Genomic DNA, 16,353 nt, shown 5'->3' on the forward strand with positions numbered 1-16,353 from the left:
CGTCGCATGGTGTCATGGCTGATCGCGGCACAGAGACGAAACCTGCCCGCAAAAAACCCTCCGGCGCACAGGCCTTTGCCGGATGGTTCAACATGGCCGGATCCAGATTAAGAAATATGTCCCTTCACAATACGCCGCACGCCGCCCGCGACGCAGACGCCAAGCAGATCGACTATAACGATTCGATCCGCGCCACCTATCTGACGCTGGAGGAGCTGGCCGAGTGCGGCGAGGCTCTGGCGCGCGACAAGATTGCGCCGCTGCCCGGTTTCCGGCCCTTCGAATTCCGCGCCCGGCACAAGGAAAACGAGAAGGAAATCTTCCGCGTCTATCAGGCGACGGCCAAGGACGTGGAGTCGGGCGCGCAGATCACGCCCGCCGCCGAATGGCTGCTCGATAATTATTACGTCATCGAAGAGGCCATCCAGGAGGTCCGCCGCGATTTCCCGCGCCGCTTTTACCGCCAGCTGCCGACCGTCGAGATCGACGGGCAGGCGGTGCCGCGCACTCTGGTGCTGGCCTGGCTCTACGTCGCGCACACCCAGAGCAACATCTCGCATGAAAGCCTGACGGCCTTCGTGCAGGGTTTCCAGAAGATCGATGCGCTGAAGATTGGTGAACTCTGGGCGCTGCCATCCTTCATCCGCTTCGTGCTGCTCGAAAACCTGCGCCGCATCTCCAGCCGTGTCGAGCGCTCCCGCAAGATGCGCTTCAAGGCCAATGACGTCGCCGATGAGCTGGTGCGCCTGAACGATCCCGAAAAGAGCATCCAGTATCTGCGCTCGATCGAGAACTTCGTCGAGGACAACACCTTCGTCACGCAGCTGCTCTACCGGCTGCGGGATGGCCTGCAGGCATCCGGTGTGGTGATCCAGTGGCTGGAGCGCAAGATCGAGAGCCGCGGCAGTGATCTCGAAGAGCTGATCGTCTCGGAAAACAACCGCCTGTCCTCCGGCAATGCGACGATGAGCTCGCTCATCAAGAGCCTGCGCACCGTCGACGACACCGAATGGCCCGTCTGGTTCGAGAGCGTCAGCCGCCTCGACGACGCGCTGCGCCAGGGCTCGGACTATTCCGACCTCGATTTCGGCTCGCGCAACAAGTACCGCAACACGATCGAGCGTTTCGCCCGCCGCTCCGGCAAGACGGAGCTTGAAGTCACCGAGATCGCGCTTGCCATGACGGCGGAAGATGCGGCCGCCCATGTCGAGGACCTCGACTACAAGGCCAATGTCGCCGCCTTCCTCGTCGGCAAGAAGCGCAAGCAGCTCGAAAAGCGTATCGGTTACCGTCCCTCCATCGTGCAGCGCATCGTGCGCTTCGGCCGCAAGCTCGACTGGTTCGCCATTGCCGGGCCGAATATCCTGCTGACGCTGCTCGCGATGATCGCGGTCTTCTACTTCCTCGATCAGCTCGATATTCCGAACGGCGCCTGGTTGATCATGCTGGTGCTCTTCGCGCTGCCGGCTTCGGAAGGCGCCTCGGGCCTGTTCAACACGCTCGTCACCTTCTTCGTCACGCCCTCGCGGCTTGTCGGCTACGAATTCAAGGACGGCATTCCCGACGATGCGCGCACGCTCGTCGTCGTGCCCTGTCTGATCGCCAAGCGCGACCATGTCGATGAGCTGGTGCGCAATCTCGAGGTGCACTACCTCGCCAACCCGCGCGGCGAGATCTATTTCTCGCTGGTCAGCGACTGGACGGACGCCCAAGTCGAGGAAACCCCCGCAGACCTCGAAGTGCTGGAATACGCCAAGCGCGAGATCGCGGCGCTTTCGGCGCGTTATGCCTATGACGGCCGCACGCGCTTCTACCTCCTGCACCGCCGCCGCCTCTACAATCCCTCCGAGGGCGCCTGGATGGGCTGGGAGCGCAAGCGCGGCAAGCTGCACGAACTGAACCTGCTTTTGCGCGGCGACGGCGACACAACCTTCCTGCCAGGCGCCAATGTGGTGCCGCCTGACGTCAAATACGTCATGACGCTCGATTCCGACACGCGCCTGATGCGCGATGCCGTGACCAAGCTCGTCGGCAAGCTGCACCACCCGATCAACCGTCCGGTCATCGATGCCGAAAAGGGCAAGGTCACCGCCGGCTACAGCATTCTCCAGCCACGCGTCACGCCGTCGCTGACGACCGGCAAGGAAGCCTCGACCTTCCAGCGCATCTTCTCCGCCGACCGCGGCGTCGATCCCTATGTCTTCACCGTCTCGGACGTCTATCAGGACTTCGCCGGAGAAGGCACGTTTACCGGCAAGGGCCTCTACCATGTCGACGCCTTCGAGGCGGCCGTGAAGGGCCGCATCGGCGAAAACGAAGTGCTCAGCCACGACCTGCTCGAAGGTTCGTTGTCGCATTGCGCGCTGGTCACCGACGTCGAACTCATCGAGGACTTCCCGACCCGCTACGGCACGGAAACCTCGCGCCAGCATCGCTGGGCGCGTGGCGACTGGCAGCTCCTGCCCTACCTTTTCAACCCGGCCAACGGCATTTCCATGCTCGGCCGCTGGAAGATGTACGACAACCTGCGCCGCAGCCTCATCCCCATCGGCTGGCTCGTCGCCTCCGTCATGGGCTGGTACTATATGGAGCCGCGCCAGGCGCTGATCTGGCAGCTCGTGCTGATCTTCCTGCTCTTCGTCGCCCCCACGCTCTCGCTGATCTCGGGCATCATGCCGCGCCGCGGCGACATCGTCGCGCGCGCCCATGTGCACCGGGTCATCTCCGATATCCGCGCCTCCAATGCGCAGGTCGCGCTGCGCATCGCCTTCATCGCCCATTCGGCGGCGCTGATGGCGGACGCCATCGTGCGTTCGATCTACCGCACCTTCGTCAGCCGCAAGCTGATGCTGGAATGGCGCACGGCCGCGCAGGCCGACAGCGCCGCACGTGGCGGCATTCTCGACCATTACAAGGCGATGTGGCAGGCGCCGGCGCTCGCCGTGCTTTCCGTGGCGCTTGCCACGATCTCGGATACGGGCCTGCCCTTCATCGGCGTGCCCTTCGCGCTCGTCTGGGCGCTCTCTCCGGCCATTGCCTGGTATGTCAGCCAGACGGCCGAAACCGAAGACCAGCTCGTCGTGTCCGACTATGTCGCGATGGAACTGCGCAAATACGCCCGCCGCACCTGGCGCTATTTCGAGGATTTCGTCACCGCCGAGCAGCATTACCTGCCGCCGGACAATTTCCAGGAAACGCCGCAGCCGGTGCTCGCCGAACGCACCTCGCCGACCAATATCGGCGTTTACCTGCTTTCCACCATTTCCGCGCGCGATTTCGGCTGGATCAGCTTCGAGGAAACGGTCCGCCGCCTCGAGCAGACCATCGCCACCATCGACGGCATGCCGAAATATCGCGGCCATCTCTACAACTGGTACCGCACGAACACGCTGGAAACGCTCGGTCCCCGTTACGTCTCGGCGGTCGACAGCGGCAACCTCGCCGGCCATCTTATCGCCGTCTCCTCCATGTGCCGCGAATGGGCGGAAGCGCCCTCGGCGCATCTGCAGGGCAGTCTCGACGGCATCGGCGACGTCGCCTCGATCCTCTCTGAAACGCTGAAGAAGCTGCCGGACGACCGCAAGACCGTGCGCCCGCTGCGCCGCCTCATCGAGGAGCGCATCGTCGGCTTCCAGAACGCGCTCGCCGCCGTCAAGCGCGAGCACGAATTCGCCTCCATCCGCGTCATCAACCTCTCGGTGCTGGCGCGTGACGTCAACAAGCTGATCGTCAATCTCGACCACGAGATCAAGTCGGCGGACAGCGGCGAACTCGCCAAATGGGCGGGCGCGCTGGTCGCGACCTGCGAGGCGCACATCGCCGACAGCGTCTTCGACCTCGGCTCGATCGAGGGCCTGCGCAACCGTCTCATCGTGCTGCGCGACCGCGCCCGCGACATCGCCTTCTCGATGGATTTCGGCTTCCTGTTCCGCCCGGAACGGCGCCTGCTCTCCATCGGCTACCGCGTCGAGACCAACGAACTCGACGAGGCCTGCTACGACCTTCTCGCGTCCGAAGCCCGCCTCACCAGCCTCTTCGCCATCGCCAAGGGGGATCTGCCGACCGAGCACTGGTACAAGCTCGGCCGTCCGGTCGTGCCGGTCGGCTCGCGCGGCGCGCTGGTCTCCTGGTCCGGCTCGATGTTCGAATATCTGATGCCCCCGCTCGTCATGCAGGAGCGCCAGGGCGGCATCCTCAACCAGACCAACAATCTGGTGGTGAAGGAACAGATGAACCACGGCCGCCGTCTCGGCACGCCCTGGGGCATTTCGGAAGCGGCCTTCAACGCTCGCGACCATGAACTGACCTACCAGTACACGAACTTCGGCGTGCCGACGCTCGGCCTCAAGCGCGGTCTCGGCCAGAACGCCGTCATTGCGCCCTACGCTTCACTGCTCGCCGCGCAATATGCGCCGAAGGAAGCGCTCGAAAACCTCGAGCGACTGCGCAAGCTCGGCGCGCTCGGTGTCTATGGTTTCCACGACGCCGTCGACTTCACGCCGACCCGCGTGCCGGAAGGCAAGACCTGCGCCGTTGTGAAGAACTACATGGCGCACCATCACGGCATGTCGATTGCCGCTGTCGCCAACGTCGTCTTCAACGGCGCGCTGCGCGAACGCTTCCATGCCGACCCGGTCATCGAGGCCGCTGAACTGCTGCTGCAGGAAAAGGCGCCGCGCGACATCCCCATCATCAACGCCAAGCGCGAGCCGGAAACCGTCGGCAGCACGCAGGCCGACCTGCTGCGCCCGGAAATCCGCATCATCGAGAACCCCTTCGCGAAGGAGCGGGAAACCGTCTTCCTGTCGAACGGCCACTATTCGGTGATGCTGACGGCGAACGGCTCGGGTTATTCGCGCTGGAACAGCCAGTCCGTCACGCGCTGGAAGCCCGATCCGACGGAAGACCGCTGGGGTTCGTTCCTCTTCCTGCGCGATACCGTCTCCGGCGAGTGGTGGTCCGCCACGGCGGAACCCAAGCGCATCGAGGGCGAGAAGACCAAGACGCAGTTCGGCGACGACAAGGCGGAATTCGTGAAAACCATCGGCTCGCTCACCAGCGAGGTCGAGGTCATCGTCGCCACCGAGCACGATGCCGAGGGGCGTCGTCTGACGCTGCTCAACACCGGCACGGAAGACCGCTTCATCGAAGTGACCTCCTATATGGAGCCGGTCATCTCGACCGACGACGCCGACAGCGCCCATCCGCTGTTCTCGAAGATGTTCATCCGCACCGAGATCGGCAAGCGCGGCGACGTCATCCGGGCGGAGCGCAACAAGCGCAATCCGAACGAGCCGGACATGGCGATCGCCCATCTGATCGTCGACAATGCCGGCCCGTCGCGCCGCACCGAGGTCGAGACCGACCGCCGCCGCTTCATCGGCCGTGGCCGCACACTCGCCACCGCCGCCGCCTTCGATCCGGGCGCGCAGCTTTCCGGAACGGACGGATTCACGCTCGATCCGGTTCTGGCGCTACGCCGCGTGGTGCGCGTGCCCGCCGGCAAGAAGGTCAAGGTCATCTTCTGGACGATTGCGGCCCCGAGCCGCGCCGAGGTGGATGCGGCCATCGACCTCTATCGTCATCCGGAGAGCTTCAATCAGGAAATGATCCATGCCTGGACGCGCTCGCAGGTGCATATGCGCCATATCGGCGTGACCTCGCAGGAGGCGGCGAGCTTCCAGACGCTCGGCCGTTACCTCACCTATCCCGACATGCACCTGCGTGCCGATGCCGGCACGATCCAGACGGGGCTGACGGCCCAGTCGGCGCTGTGGCCGCTGGCGATTTCCGGCGATTTCCCGATCTTCGTCCTGCGCATCAACGACGAGATCGATCTCGACGTCGCCCGCGAGGCGCTGCGCGCGCAGGAGTATCTGCGCCACCGCGGCGTGACGGCCGATCTGGTCATCCTCAACGAGCGCGCCTCCTCTTATGCGCAGGATATGCAGCACACGCTCGACCAGATGTGCGAGAACCTTCGCCTGCGCGGCCAGTCCGACGGCATGCGCCAGCATATCTTCGCGGTGCGCCGCGATTTGATGGAGGTCTCCACCTGGCAGGCGCTGCTGGCCACCGCCCGCGCCGTCTTCCATGCGCGCAACGGCACGCTCTCCGATCAGATCAACCGCATGGCGATGCTCTTCTCCACGCCGCGTGGTGAAGACGATGTGAAGGCCGAGATCGTTGTTCCAAAGCTGCCGGCCCCTGCTGCCGCGGAGCCGGTGACGATCGATGGCGAGGGCCTGACCTTCTGGAACGGTTTCGGCGGTTTCAACGCTGATCGCCGCGAATATGCCGTGCGCCTGCGCGGTGGCACGGTCACACCCCAGCCGTGGATCAACGTCATCGCCAACAAGGAGTTCGGCTTCCACGTTTCGGCTGAGGGGGCTGGCTTCACCTGGAGCCGCAACTCGCGCGATTTCCAGCTGACACCCTGGACCAACGACCCGGTCATCAACCGTCCGGGCGAGGCCTTCTATGTCAGGGATCGCGACCGTGGCACGGTCATGACGCCCTTTGCGGCGCTGTCGCAGCGTCCGTCGGTGAAGTTCGAGACCTGGCACGGCCTCGGCTACACCGCCTTCCGCAGCTGGGAGGACGGTATCGAGCTCGATCTCGTGCAGACGGTCGATCCCGAGGACCCGGTGAAATATTCGCGCCTCGTCGTGAAGAACACCGGAGACACGGAACGCAGCCTCTCGGTCTATGGTTATGTGGAATGGGTGCTTGGCAACAATCCCGTCAAGACGGCGCCGTTCATCCTGACCAGCCATGACGAAGAGACCAGCGCTCTTTTCGCCAACAATCCCTACAGCTTCGATTTCGCCGGCCGGACCAGCTTCTTTGCCGTCGATGCGCCGCTTGCGGGCTTCACGGCCAAGCGCCGCGATTTCATCGGCAAGGGCGACATCGCGTCGCCTGCGGCCCTTGCGACGGGCCTTGCCCTTTCGGGTGCGGCCGATGGCATGGGGGATCCCTGCGCGGCACTTGCCGTCGATATCGTGCTGAAGCCCGGTGAGAAGCGCGAGCTCATCTTCGTGCTCGGCGATACCGCGGATGCGGACAGCGCCAAGGCGCTCGCCGAAAAGAGCCGTGCGGCCGATTTCGACGCCGTCATGGTGGCGGTGCGGGCCTTCTGGGAAGACTTCACCGGTACCTTGCAGGTCAAGACGCCCGATGCTGCGCTCGACCGCATGGTCAATGACTGGCTGCCCTATCAGGCGCTCGGCTGCCGCATCATGGCCCGTTCCGCCTTCTATCAGGCAAGCGGCGCCTACGGCTTCCGCGACCAGTTGCAGGATACGCTCGCCTTCGTGCTGCACCGGCCGGAACTTGCCCGCCGGCAGATCCTCAACGCAGCCTCGCGCCAGTTTATCGAGGGCGATGTGCAGCATTGGTGGCTGCCGGACAGCGGCGCCGGTGTGCGCACCATGATCTCCGACGATGTGGTCTGGCTTGCCCATGCCGTGGAGTATTACTGCCGCGCCTCGGGTGATCGTGCCGTGCTCGACGAAAAGCTTGCCTTCATCGAGGGCCAGCCGCTCGCCGAGGGACAGCATGATGCCTTCTACAAGCCGGACCGCTCTTCTGACGAAGCCTCGCTCTACGAACACTGCGCCTGCGCGCTCGATCTTGCCATCAAGCGCACCGGCGAAAACGGCCTGCCGCTCATCCTCGGCGGGGACTGGAACGACGGCATGAACCGGGTCGGCGAAGCCGGCCGGGGCACCAGCGTCTGGCTCGGCTGGTTCCTCGCCGGCACGCTGCGCGGCTTCAGCGCCATCGCCCGCGAGCGCGGTGACAATGGTCGCGCCGAAGCCTGGGAAGGCCATCTCGGCCGCCTCAAGCAGGCGCTGGAAACGGCGGGCTGGGACGGTGGTTACTATCGCCGTGGCTATTTCGATGACGGCACGCCGCTCGGTTCCTCCGAAAGCGCCGAATGCCGGATCGATTCCATCGCGCAGAGCTGGAGCGTGCTTTCAGGTGAAGGCGATGCGGAACGGTCGCGCCAGGCGATGGACGCCGTCCTGGAAAACCTTGTCGATCGGGAAAACGGCATCATCCGCCTGTTCACCCCGCCGCTTGCCGAGACGCCGCAGGATCCCGGCTACATCAAGGCCTATCCGCCGGGTGTTCGCGAAAACGGCGGGCAATATACCCATGCCGCGACCTGGGTCGTGCTGGCCTTGGCGCGCCAGGGCCGGGCCGACGACGCCTTTGCGTGCCTTGACCTGCTCAATCCCGTCAAGCACGCGCTCGACCCGGGTGCGGCCGAACGCTACCGCGTCGAGCCCTATGTGGTCGCCGCCGACGTCTATGGCGAAGGCGAGCGCACCGGGCAGGGCGGCTGGAGCTGGTACACCGGCTCGGCAGGCCTGCTCTATCGCGCGGCCGTCGAGGGCATCCTCGGCATCCGCAAGGAAGGCGGTCGTCTCTTCGTCAATCCGGTCCTGCCTTCGGCGTGGAACGGCTATGGCGCGACGCTCAACCTCGATGGCAAGAAGGTCACGATTCGCGTGGATCGCGGCGACGATGGTGGATGGCAGGCAAGTGTGAACGGCACTGTCATCAAATCTTCAAACGAGGGTTATTTGCTCTGATCCACACATGTGGATCAGACTGACATGACAGACAAAGCTGGACTGACGGGCGCCGTGCCGCGGCAACGCGACACGCGCCTCGATGTCTTCAGGGCCATCGCCCTCCTGACGATTTTCGTCAATCACGTTCCGGGCCAGTATCTGGAGCACCTGACGCACAAGAATTTCGGCTTTTCCGATTCGGCTGAGGCCTTCGTGCTGATCTCCGGCATGTCGGTGGGCCTTGCCTATGGCGCGCGTTTTGCCGTCGGTGAGCGGCTGGCGGTGACGCTGCGCATCCTGCGGCGGGCGCTGACGCTCTATATCGCGCATATCATGACGAGCATCCTGACCTTCGCGATCTTTGCGGGCGGTGCTTTGTGGTTCGAGCGGCCGGATCTGATTTCGGAAATCAATCTGCGCGCCGTCGTCGACCGCACGGAGCAAGGCGTCGTCAGCATGGTGCTGCTCGGCCATCAGTTCGGCTACAACAACATCCTCTCGATGTATGCCGTGCTGTTCCTGATGCTGCCGGGCTTCCTCTGGCTCTACCGGCAAAGCGCGCTGCTGCTCATCGCCGTCTCTGGCACGCTCTGGCTTTGTGCCGGCATCTGGCAGATCGCGCCGTCGAATTTCCTCGACGACGGGAAGTGGTTCCTCAATCCGCTGTCCTGGCAGTTCCTCTTCGTCATCGGCTTCGTCGGCGTGCTCAAGGCGAAGAGGACGGGCATTCCCCGCATTGTCGTGCTGACGGTGCTGTCCGCCACCTATCTCTTTATTTCGATGCTCTGGGTCGTGTTCTCCTGGTGGAACATCGACTTTTCCTACGGCTTGCCGGCCGTGCTGACCGGCTTCGACAAGACCTTCCTCTCGACCACCCGCCTGCTGCATGTGCTGGCCGGCGCCTATCTGGTGGCGACGATCCCGGTTCTGTCGAACTGGGCGGCGCTGCCGCTCTCCCATCCGCTGGTGGCCGTCGGCCGGCATTCGCTCGCCGTCTTCATCTTCGGCACGATCCTCGCCATGGTCGGTCAGGTGATGATGTTCGTCACGGGCAAGAACCCTGTCCTCGGCACGCTCTATGCGCTGGCCGGCGTTGCGCTGCATTTCGTCTATGCGCGGTATCTCGATTGGCAGGCCGCCGTGATTGCCAGCACCAATGCAAAACGGCAGGGCGTGCGAGGCCCTGCCGGTTAGAAGGGGCGGTTAAGCCCGAAGTGTTGGCCGGAGGTTCAGGCGGCCGTGTGGCTCTTGCGCACGTCGTCGTCCGTGAGGATGCCGCTGGCGCGCAGCAGGGCGGCGAAACGGCCGTTGCTGTGGCTGAGGTCGTTGAACGTGCCCATCTCGGCGATCTGGCCGTGATCCATGAAGACCACCAGATCGGCCTCGCGGACCGTCGAAAGGCGGTGCGCGATGATGAAGGTCGTGCGGTTGCGGCGCAGCTGGTCGATCGCCGCCTTGACGCGCGCTTCCGTCTCCACGTCGAGCGCGCTGGTCGCCTCGTCGAGCACCAGGATCGGCGCGTTCTTGAGGATGGCGCGGGCAATCGCGATGCGCTGGCGCTCGCCGCCCGACAGGCGGTTGCCGCGCTCGCCGACATGGGTGTCGTAGCCGCTCTGGCGCGAGACGATGAAGTCGTTTGCCGCCGCCGCTTCCGCAGCCAGCATGACCTCGTCCTCCGTCGCGCCCTCGCGGCCGAGACGGATATTGTCGGAGATCGAGCGATTGAGCAGGCCGGCATCCTGGAACACCGTGGCGATCGAATGGCGCAGCGACTTGCGCGTCACCGTCGCGATATCGACGCCGTCGATGAGGATTTGGCCGGACTGCGGCTCGTAGACGCGCTGCAACAGGTTGACCAGCGTCGTTTTGCCCGCACCCGTCGGGCCGACGATGGCGACCGTCTGGCCAGCTTCGGCGGTGAACGAGACGTCGCGCACGCCCTGCGTGGCATTGGCGAAGTCGAAGCTGATATTGCGGAACTCGACCCGGCCCTTGACCTCGCCGAGGTCGCTCGCACCCGCCGGCTCCTCGCGCTCCTTGACGGCGTCTTCCAGCGTGAAGAAGTCCTCGAGCTTCGAACGCGCCTCGAAGATCTGCGTGACGAAGGCCTTCATCTGATCGAGGCGGCCGATGAGCAGGCCGGCAAAGCCGATGAAGGCGATGACGTCACCCACCTTGATCTCGCCGCGCTGAACCAGAACCGTGCCGATGACGAGGATGGTCATCATCGAAATGGTCGATGCGATGCGGTTCAGCGCGCTGGCGAGCGCCCACCAGTCGAGCACCGGATACTGCGCGTTGATCAGCCGCTCGGCGAATCGCTTCAGTTCGCGCGTCTCCGCCTCGATGCGGTTGTAGCTATGGACGACCGAAACGTTGCTGATGGAATCGGACACATGCGAGAACACAGTGTGGTAGTGGTTCTCGACGGAGGCCTGGCCCTCGCGGGTGCGGTTCATCACCACCTTGCCGATCAGCACATAGAGCGCGCCGAGCACGACGAGCACCAGCGAAAGACGATAGTCCATCACGAAGGCGGTGGGCACGAGCAGGACGAGTGCTACGGCGGTCGCCAGATGCGTGCGCATGAATTCGAGCCAGAGGCCGAACAGCGTCTCGCAGGCGCGCAGCAGCGTGTGGAGCGCATTGGAGGTGCCGCGCTGGCTATGCCAGGCGAGCGGCATGGAAATGATGCGGCCGAAGGCTTCCGTCAGGAGGCTCGCGCGGCGGCCATGGGCCAGCCGGTCGGCCTCGCGGGCGACGAGCACGAAGGCGATGGTGTTGAACAGGCCGAAACCTGCCCACATCAGCAACATCGGCGTGACATTGCCTTGGGACGAAATGGCATCGATGATACGGCCGAACAGGATCGGTTCGGCAATGGCGATCACGGCGAGCACGACGTTGGCGGCAACGACCGAGCCAACCCTCAGCTTATAGACGCTCAGATAGCTGAGCGCCCTTGCATAGACCTGAAACAAAGACACGAATGCGGCCTTTCCGGGCAAAACCTTTTGTGCAGTGCGATATACGCACCCTCGATCCCTTCGCTACAGGCATTAAGCAGCGCAAGGGGCGAAAGTTCTTCGCGGCCGTGCAAATTTCATGACGCAAATGAAATGTTGCGTGATGACTTGAGATTTGCGCGTCGCAACGTCCTTATCCGATTGATTTTCATCATTCGATCCTGCCAAGTGTATGCGGGGTAACATGAATGGGACATGACTGGCCGCAACAGGGCCGGTTATTTCCTGGAATTCGGATTGGGGCGCTTCCAGCGCAGGGTATATGAAGATCAACTTGCTGGTGCAGTTCCTTGCACTGATCGACGAGTTGCGCGGTCGTGACGAGACGACGGCCGAATTCGAGCGTCTGCTGACGCTGTATGGTTTCGAATATTACTGGCTGAACCAGGCGCCCAAGCCGGTGGAGACCCTGTCGGGCCTCATTCTTGCGGGACGCTGGCCGCAGGGCTGGCCGGAAACCTATCTTCAGAAGCGCTATATGCAGGTCGATCCGACTGTGCGCTATCTCGGCCATGCGCAGACCGGTTTCCGCTGGCGCGATACGCTGAGCGCCTTCCGCACCAGCCCGCACCGCAAGCGCATGGAGCGCATGATGGTCGATGCACGGCAGAACGGGCTGGAGGATGGTTACATTTTTCCGGTGCATGGCCGGCGCGGCCTTGTCGGCAGCCTCAGCCTGGGCGGCAAGCCGGTCGAGCTCGAAAGCGTCGAGGTCGGCCTTTTCGACAGCATTGCCCGGCGGCTGTACTGGAAATTGATCCATATCGCCGACCCCGACATGGCGGCGCGCCTTTCGGCCATCGTCGATGTCGAATTGACGCGTCGCGAAATGGAGGCGCTGAGCCTGCTGGCCGAAGGCATGACGTCGCCGGACATTGGCCGGGTTCTCGGCATTTCCAGCCATACGGTCGACTGGTACATGAACGGCATCCAGGAGAAGCTCGGCGCGCGCAATCGCCACCATGCCGTCGCCATCGCCTTCCGGCTCGGCCTCGTCTCGTAACGGCGAGCGCTTCCCCTCCGGACATCAACTGTTTGTTTTAAAACAACCTATGGCGGAAAACGGCCCTCGGCGGCTGGCTGGATTGTTTCTGGCGGCGCAAATCTTTTGTTCCATGACGACTACAAAATTGCACTTTGGAAATTAGGCGCTAATAATTCTCTTCGCGGGTGCAGCATTTCCCGTTTCCCAAGTCTTGAGGAGTTCGACTTGCCCATTTCCAAGATCCTTGTCGCCAACCGATCCGAAATCGCCATCCGCGTGTTCCGCGCGGCCAATGAACTCGGTCTGAAAACAGTTGCGATATGGGCGGAAGAGGACAAACTGGCGCTGCACCGGTTCAAGGCGGACGAGAGTTATCAGATCGGCCGCGGCCCGCATCTGGCCCGCGACCTCGGGCCGATCGAGAGCTATCTCTCCATCGAGGAGGTGATCCGCGTTGCCAAGCTTTCCGGGGCGGATGCGATCCATCCCGGTTACGGCCTTCTGTCGGAAAGCCCGGAATTCGTCGATGCCTGTGACGCCGCCGGCATCACCTTCATCGGTCCGCGCCCGGCCACCATGCGCCAGCTCGGCAACAAGGTCGCCGCGCGCAATCTGGCGATCTCCGTCGGCGTACCGGTCGTGCCCGCCACCGATCCGTTGCCGGACGATGAGGCCGAAATCCATCGTCTCGCCGCCGAGATCGGCTATCCCGTCATGCTGAAAGCCTCCTGGGGCGGCGGCGGACGCGGCATGCGCGCCATCCGCGACCCGAAGGACCTGATCCGCGAGGTGACGGAAGCCAAGCGCGAGGCCAAGGCCGCTTTCGGCAAGGACGAGGTCTATCTCGAAAAGCTCGTCGAGCGCGCCCGCCACGTCGAAAGCCAGATTCTTGGCGATACCCACGGCAATGTCGTGCATCTCTTCGAGCGTGACTGCTCCATCCAGCGCCGCAACCAGAAGGTCGTCGAGCGCGCACCGGCCCCCTATCTCTCGGAAGCGCAGCGCCAGGAACTGGCCAACTATTCGCTGAAGATCGGCCAGGCGACGAACTATATCGGTGCCGGCACGGTCGAGTATCTGATGGATGTCGAGAGCGGCAAGTTCTACTTCATCGAAGTGAACCCGCGCATTCAGGTCGAGCACACCGTCACGGAAGTCGTGACCGGCATCGACATCGTCAAGGCGCAGATCCACATCCTCGACGGCGAGGCAATCGGCACCCCGGAATCGGGCGTTCCCGCACAGGAAAACATCCGCCTCAACGGCCACGCGCTGCAGTGCCGCATCACCACCGAGGACCCGGAGCAGAATTTCATCCCGGACTATGGCCGCATCACCGGCTACCGTTCGGCGGCCGGCTTCGGCATCCGTCTCGACGGCGGCACGGCCTATACCGGTGCCTATATCACCCGCTACTACGATCCGCTGCTCGTCAAGGTCACGGCGTCGGGCAGCACGGCGGCGGAGGCGATCACCCGCATGGACCGCGCGTTGCGCGAATTCCGTATCCGCGGCGTGGCGACCAACCTCACCTTCCTCGAGGCGATCATCGGCCACGAGGCGTTCCGCACCAACACCTATACGACACGCTTCATCGACACGACGCCGGAGCTCTTCCAGCAGGTGAAGCGTCAGGACCGTGCGACGAAGCTCTTGACCTATATCGCCGACGTTACCGTCAACGGTCACCCGGAGGCCAAGGGCCGGCCGAAGCCGCCCTCCGATGTCGCCAAGCCCGTCGTGCCCTATATCAACGGCGATATCCCCGATGGCACCAAGCAGAAGCTTGACGAACTCGGCCCGAAGAAATTCGCCGAATGGCTGCGCGGGCAGAAGCAGGTCCTGCTCACCGACACGACGATGCGCGACGCGCACCAGTCGCTCTTGGCGACCCGCATGCGCACGCATGATATCGCCCGCGTCGCCGGCACCTATGCGCGCGCGTTGCCGCAGCTCTTCTCGCTGGAATGCTGGGGTGGGGCGACCTTCGACGTCTCGATGCGCTTTCTGACGGAAGACCCGTGGGAGCGTCTCGCCCGCATTCGCGAGGATGCGCCCAACCTGCTGCTTCAGATGCTGCTGCGCGGCGCCAACGGCGTCGGCTACAAGAACTATCCCGACAATGTCGTGAAGTATTTTGTCCGCCAGGCTGCCAAGGGCGGCATCGACGTCTTCCGCGTCTTCGACTGCCTGAACTGGGTCGACAACATGCGCGTCTCGATGGACGCGATTGCCGAAGAGGGCCGCATCTGCGAGGCGACGATCTGCTACACCGGCGATCTCCTGAATGCCGCCCGCCCGAAATACGACCTGAAATACTACACCAACCTTGCCGGCGAGCTGGAAAAGGCCGGCGCGCATATGATCGCGCTGAAGGACATGGCGGGTCTCCTGAAGCCGGCCGCCGCCCGCGTGCTGTTCAAGGCGCTGCGCGAGGCGACCGATCTTCCGATCCATTTCCACACGCATGACACGTCGGGCATTGCCGCGGCGACCGTGCTTGCCGCCGTCGATGCCGGTGTCGATGTCGTGGATGCGGCGATGGATGCGCTGTCGGGCAACACGTCCCAGCCCTGCCTCGGCTCGATCGTCGAGGCGCTGAAGGGCTCCGAGCGCGATCCGGGTCTCGATCCGGAATGGATCCGTCGCATCTCCTTCTACTGGGAGGCAGTACGCTTTCAGTACGCCGCCTTCGAAAGCGATCTCAAGGGGCCGGCCTCGGAAGTCTATCTGCATGAAATGCCGGGCGGCCAGTTCACCAATCTCAAGGAACAGGCCCGCTCGCTCGGTCTGGAGACCAAGTGGCACAAGGTCGCCCAGGCCTATGCCGATGCCAACCACATGTTCGGCGATATCGTCAAGGTGACGCCGTCCTCCAAGGTGGTCGGCGACATGGCGCTGATGATGGTCAGCCAGGACCTTACCGTCGCCGATGTCGAGAACCCGGCGCGCGACATTGCCTTCCCGGATTCGGTCGTCTCCATGCTGAAGGGCGACCTCGGCCAGCCTCCGGGCGGATGGCCGGCAGCCCTGCAGAAGAAGGTGCTGAAGGGCGAAGAGCCCTATACCGCCGTTCCCGGCTCGCTTCTGCCGCCGGCCGATCTTGCTGCCGAACGCAAGGCGATCGAGGACAAGCTGGAGCGCCCGGTCGATGACTTCGAATTCGCCTCCTACCTGATGTATCCGAAAGTCTTCACCGATTATGCGCTGGCCGTCGATACCTACGGCCCCGTCAGCGTCCTGCCGACGCCGGCCTATTTCTACGGGCTTGCGCCCGGCGAGGAGCTTCAGCCTGAACTGGAAAAGGGCGTTTCCCTCGTCATCCTGCATCAGGCGATCAGCGAGCCGGATGCGCAGGGCATGGTCAAGGTGTTCTTCGAGCTGAACGGTCAGCCGCGCCTCATCAAGGTACCGGATCGCAACCGCGCCGCCACCTCCGCCGTGCGACGCAAGGCCGACATCGGCAATGCTGCCCATCTCGGTGCGCCGATGCCGGGCGTTATCTCGACGGTCTCGGTTTCCGCTGGTCAGGCGGTCAAGGCTGGTGACGTGCTGCTCTCCATCGAGGCGATGAAGATGGAAACGGCGCTGCATGCCGAAAAGGACGGCATGATCTCGGAAGTGCTGGTGCGCGCTGGCGACCAGATCGACGCCAAGGACCTGCTGGTCGTCTACGGCGCCTGACCGGCCCACGGACGCGACACGTGAACGAGAGGGATGGGGATTAACCCCATCCCTTTTTTCGTCTTGCTTTCCA

5 protein-coding genes are annotated in these 16,353 nt (G+C 63.7%); 4 read left to right on the top strand and 1 reads right to left on the bottom strand.

Annotated features, from left to right (window positions below; all coding sequences use genetic code 11):
* The first annotated feature begins 116 nt into the window (after window positions 1-116).
* Window positions 117-8,603, top strand: a complete 8,487-nt coding sequence (locus ACOZK4_RS01975) for a GH36-type glycosyl hydrolase domain-containing protein (protein WP_421590117.1) — start codon at window positions 117-119, stop codon at window positions 8,601-8,603.
* A gap of 24 nt (window positions 8,604-8,627) precedes the next feature.
* A complete protein-coding gene (locus ACOZK4_RS01980) occupies window positions 8,628-9,779 on the top strand; it encodes an OpgC family protein (RefSeq protein ID WP_421590119.1) in 1,152 nt (383 codons plus the stop codon).
* 35 nt (window positions 9,780-9,814) lie between these two features.
* Here ACOZK4_RS01980 and ACOZK4_RS01985 read toward each other — a convergent pair whose 3' ends face one another.
* The gene (locus tag ACOZK4_RS01985) at window positions 9,815-11,572 is read right to left on the bottom strand and encodes a glucan ABC transporter ATP-binding protein/ permease (protein ID WP_421590121.1); all 1,758 of its coding nucleotides are present in this window, start codon (window positions 11,570-11,572) and stop codon (window positions 9,815-9,817) included.
* A gap of 301 nt (window positions 11,573-11,873) precedes the next feature.
* Between ACOZK4_RS01985 and ACOZK4_RS01990 the strand changes: the two genes are divergently transcribed.
* Both ACOZK4_RS01990 and pyc read left to right on the top strand, forming a co-directional pair.
* Window positions 11,874-12,614: a helix-turn-helix transcriptional regulator gene (locus ACOZK4_RS01990; protein WP_421590123.1), complete on the top strand. Its 741-nt coding sequence runs from the start codon at window positions 11,874-11,876 to the stop codon at window positions 12,612-12,614.
* A gap of 207 nt (window positions 12,615-12,821) precedes the next feature.
* Window positions 12,822-16,280 carry a pyruvate carboxylase gene (pyc, locus tag ACOZK4_RS01995; protein ID WP_421590125.1) on the top strand — a complete coding sequence of 1,153 codons (3,459 nt, stop codon included), beginning with the start codon at window positions 12,822-12,824 and terminating at the stop codon, window positions 16,278-16,280.
* The last annotated feature ends 73 nt before the right edge of the window (window positions 16,281-16,353 follow it).

It is taken from the genome of Shinella sp. M27 (genome assembly GCF_049199905.1).
In the GTDB taxonomy this organism is placed as follows: Bacteria; Pseudomonadota; Alphaproteobacteria; order Rhizobiales; family Rhizobiaceae; genus Shinella.

Excerpts from the sequence above, each read along its gene's own strand:
- ACOZK4_RS01975 (WP_421590117.1), top strand. The coding sequence starts at position 117 with ATGTCCCTTCACAATACGCCGCACGCCGCCCGCGACGCAGACGCCAAG.
- ACOZK4_RS01990 (WP_421590123.1), top strand. The coding sequence starts at position 11,874 with ATGAAGATCAACTTGCTGGTGCAGTTCCTTGCACTGATCGACGAGTTG.
- ACOZK4_RS01980 (WP_421590119.1), top strand. The coding sequence starts at position 8,628 with ATGACAGACAAAGCTGGACTGACGGGCGCCGTGCCGCGGCAACGCGAC.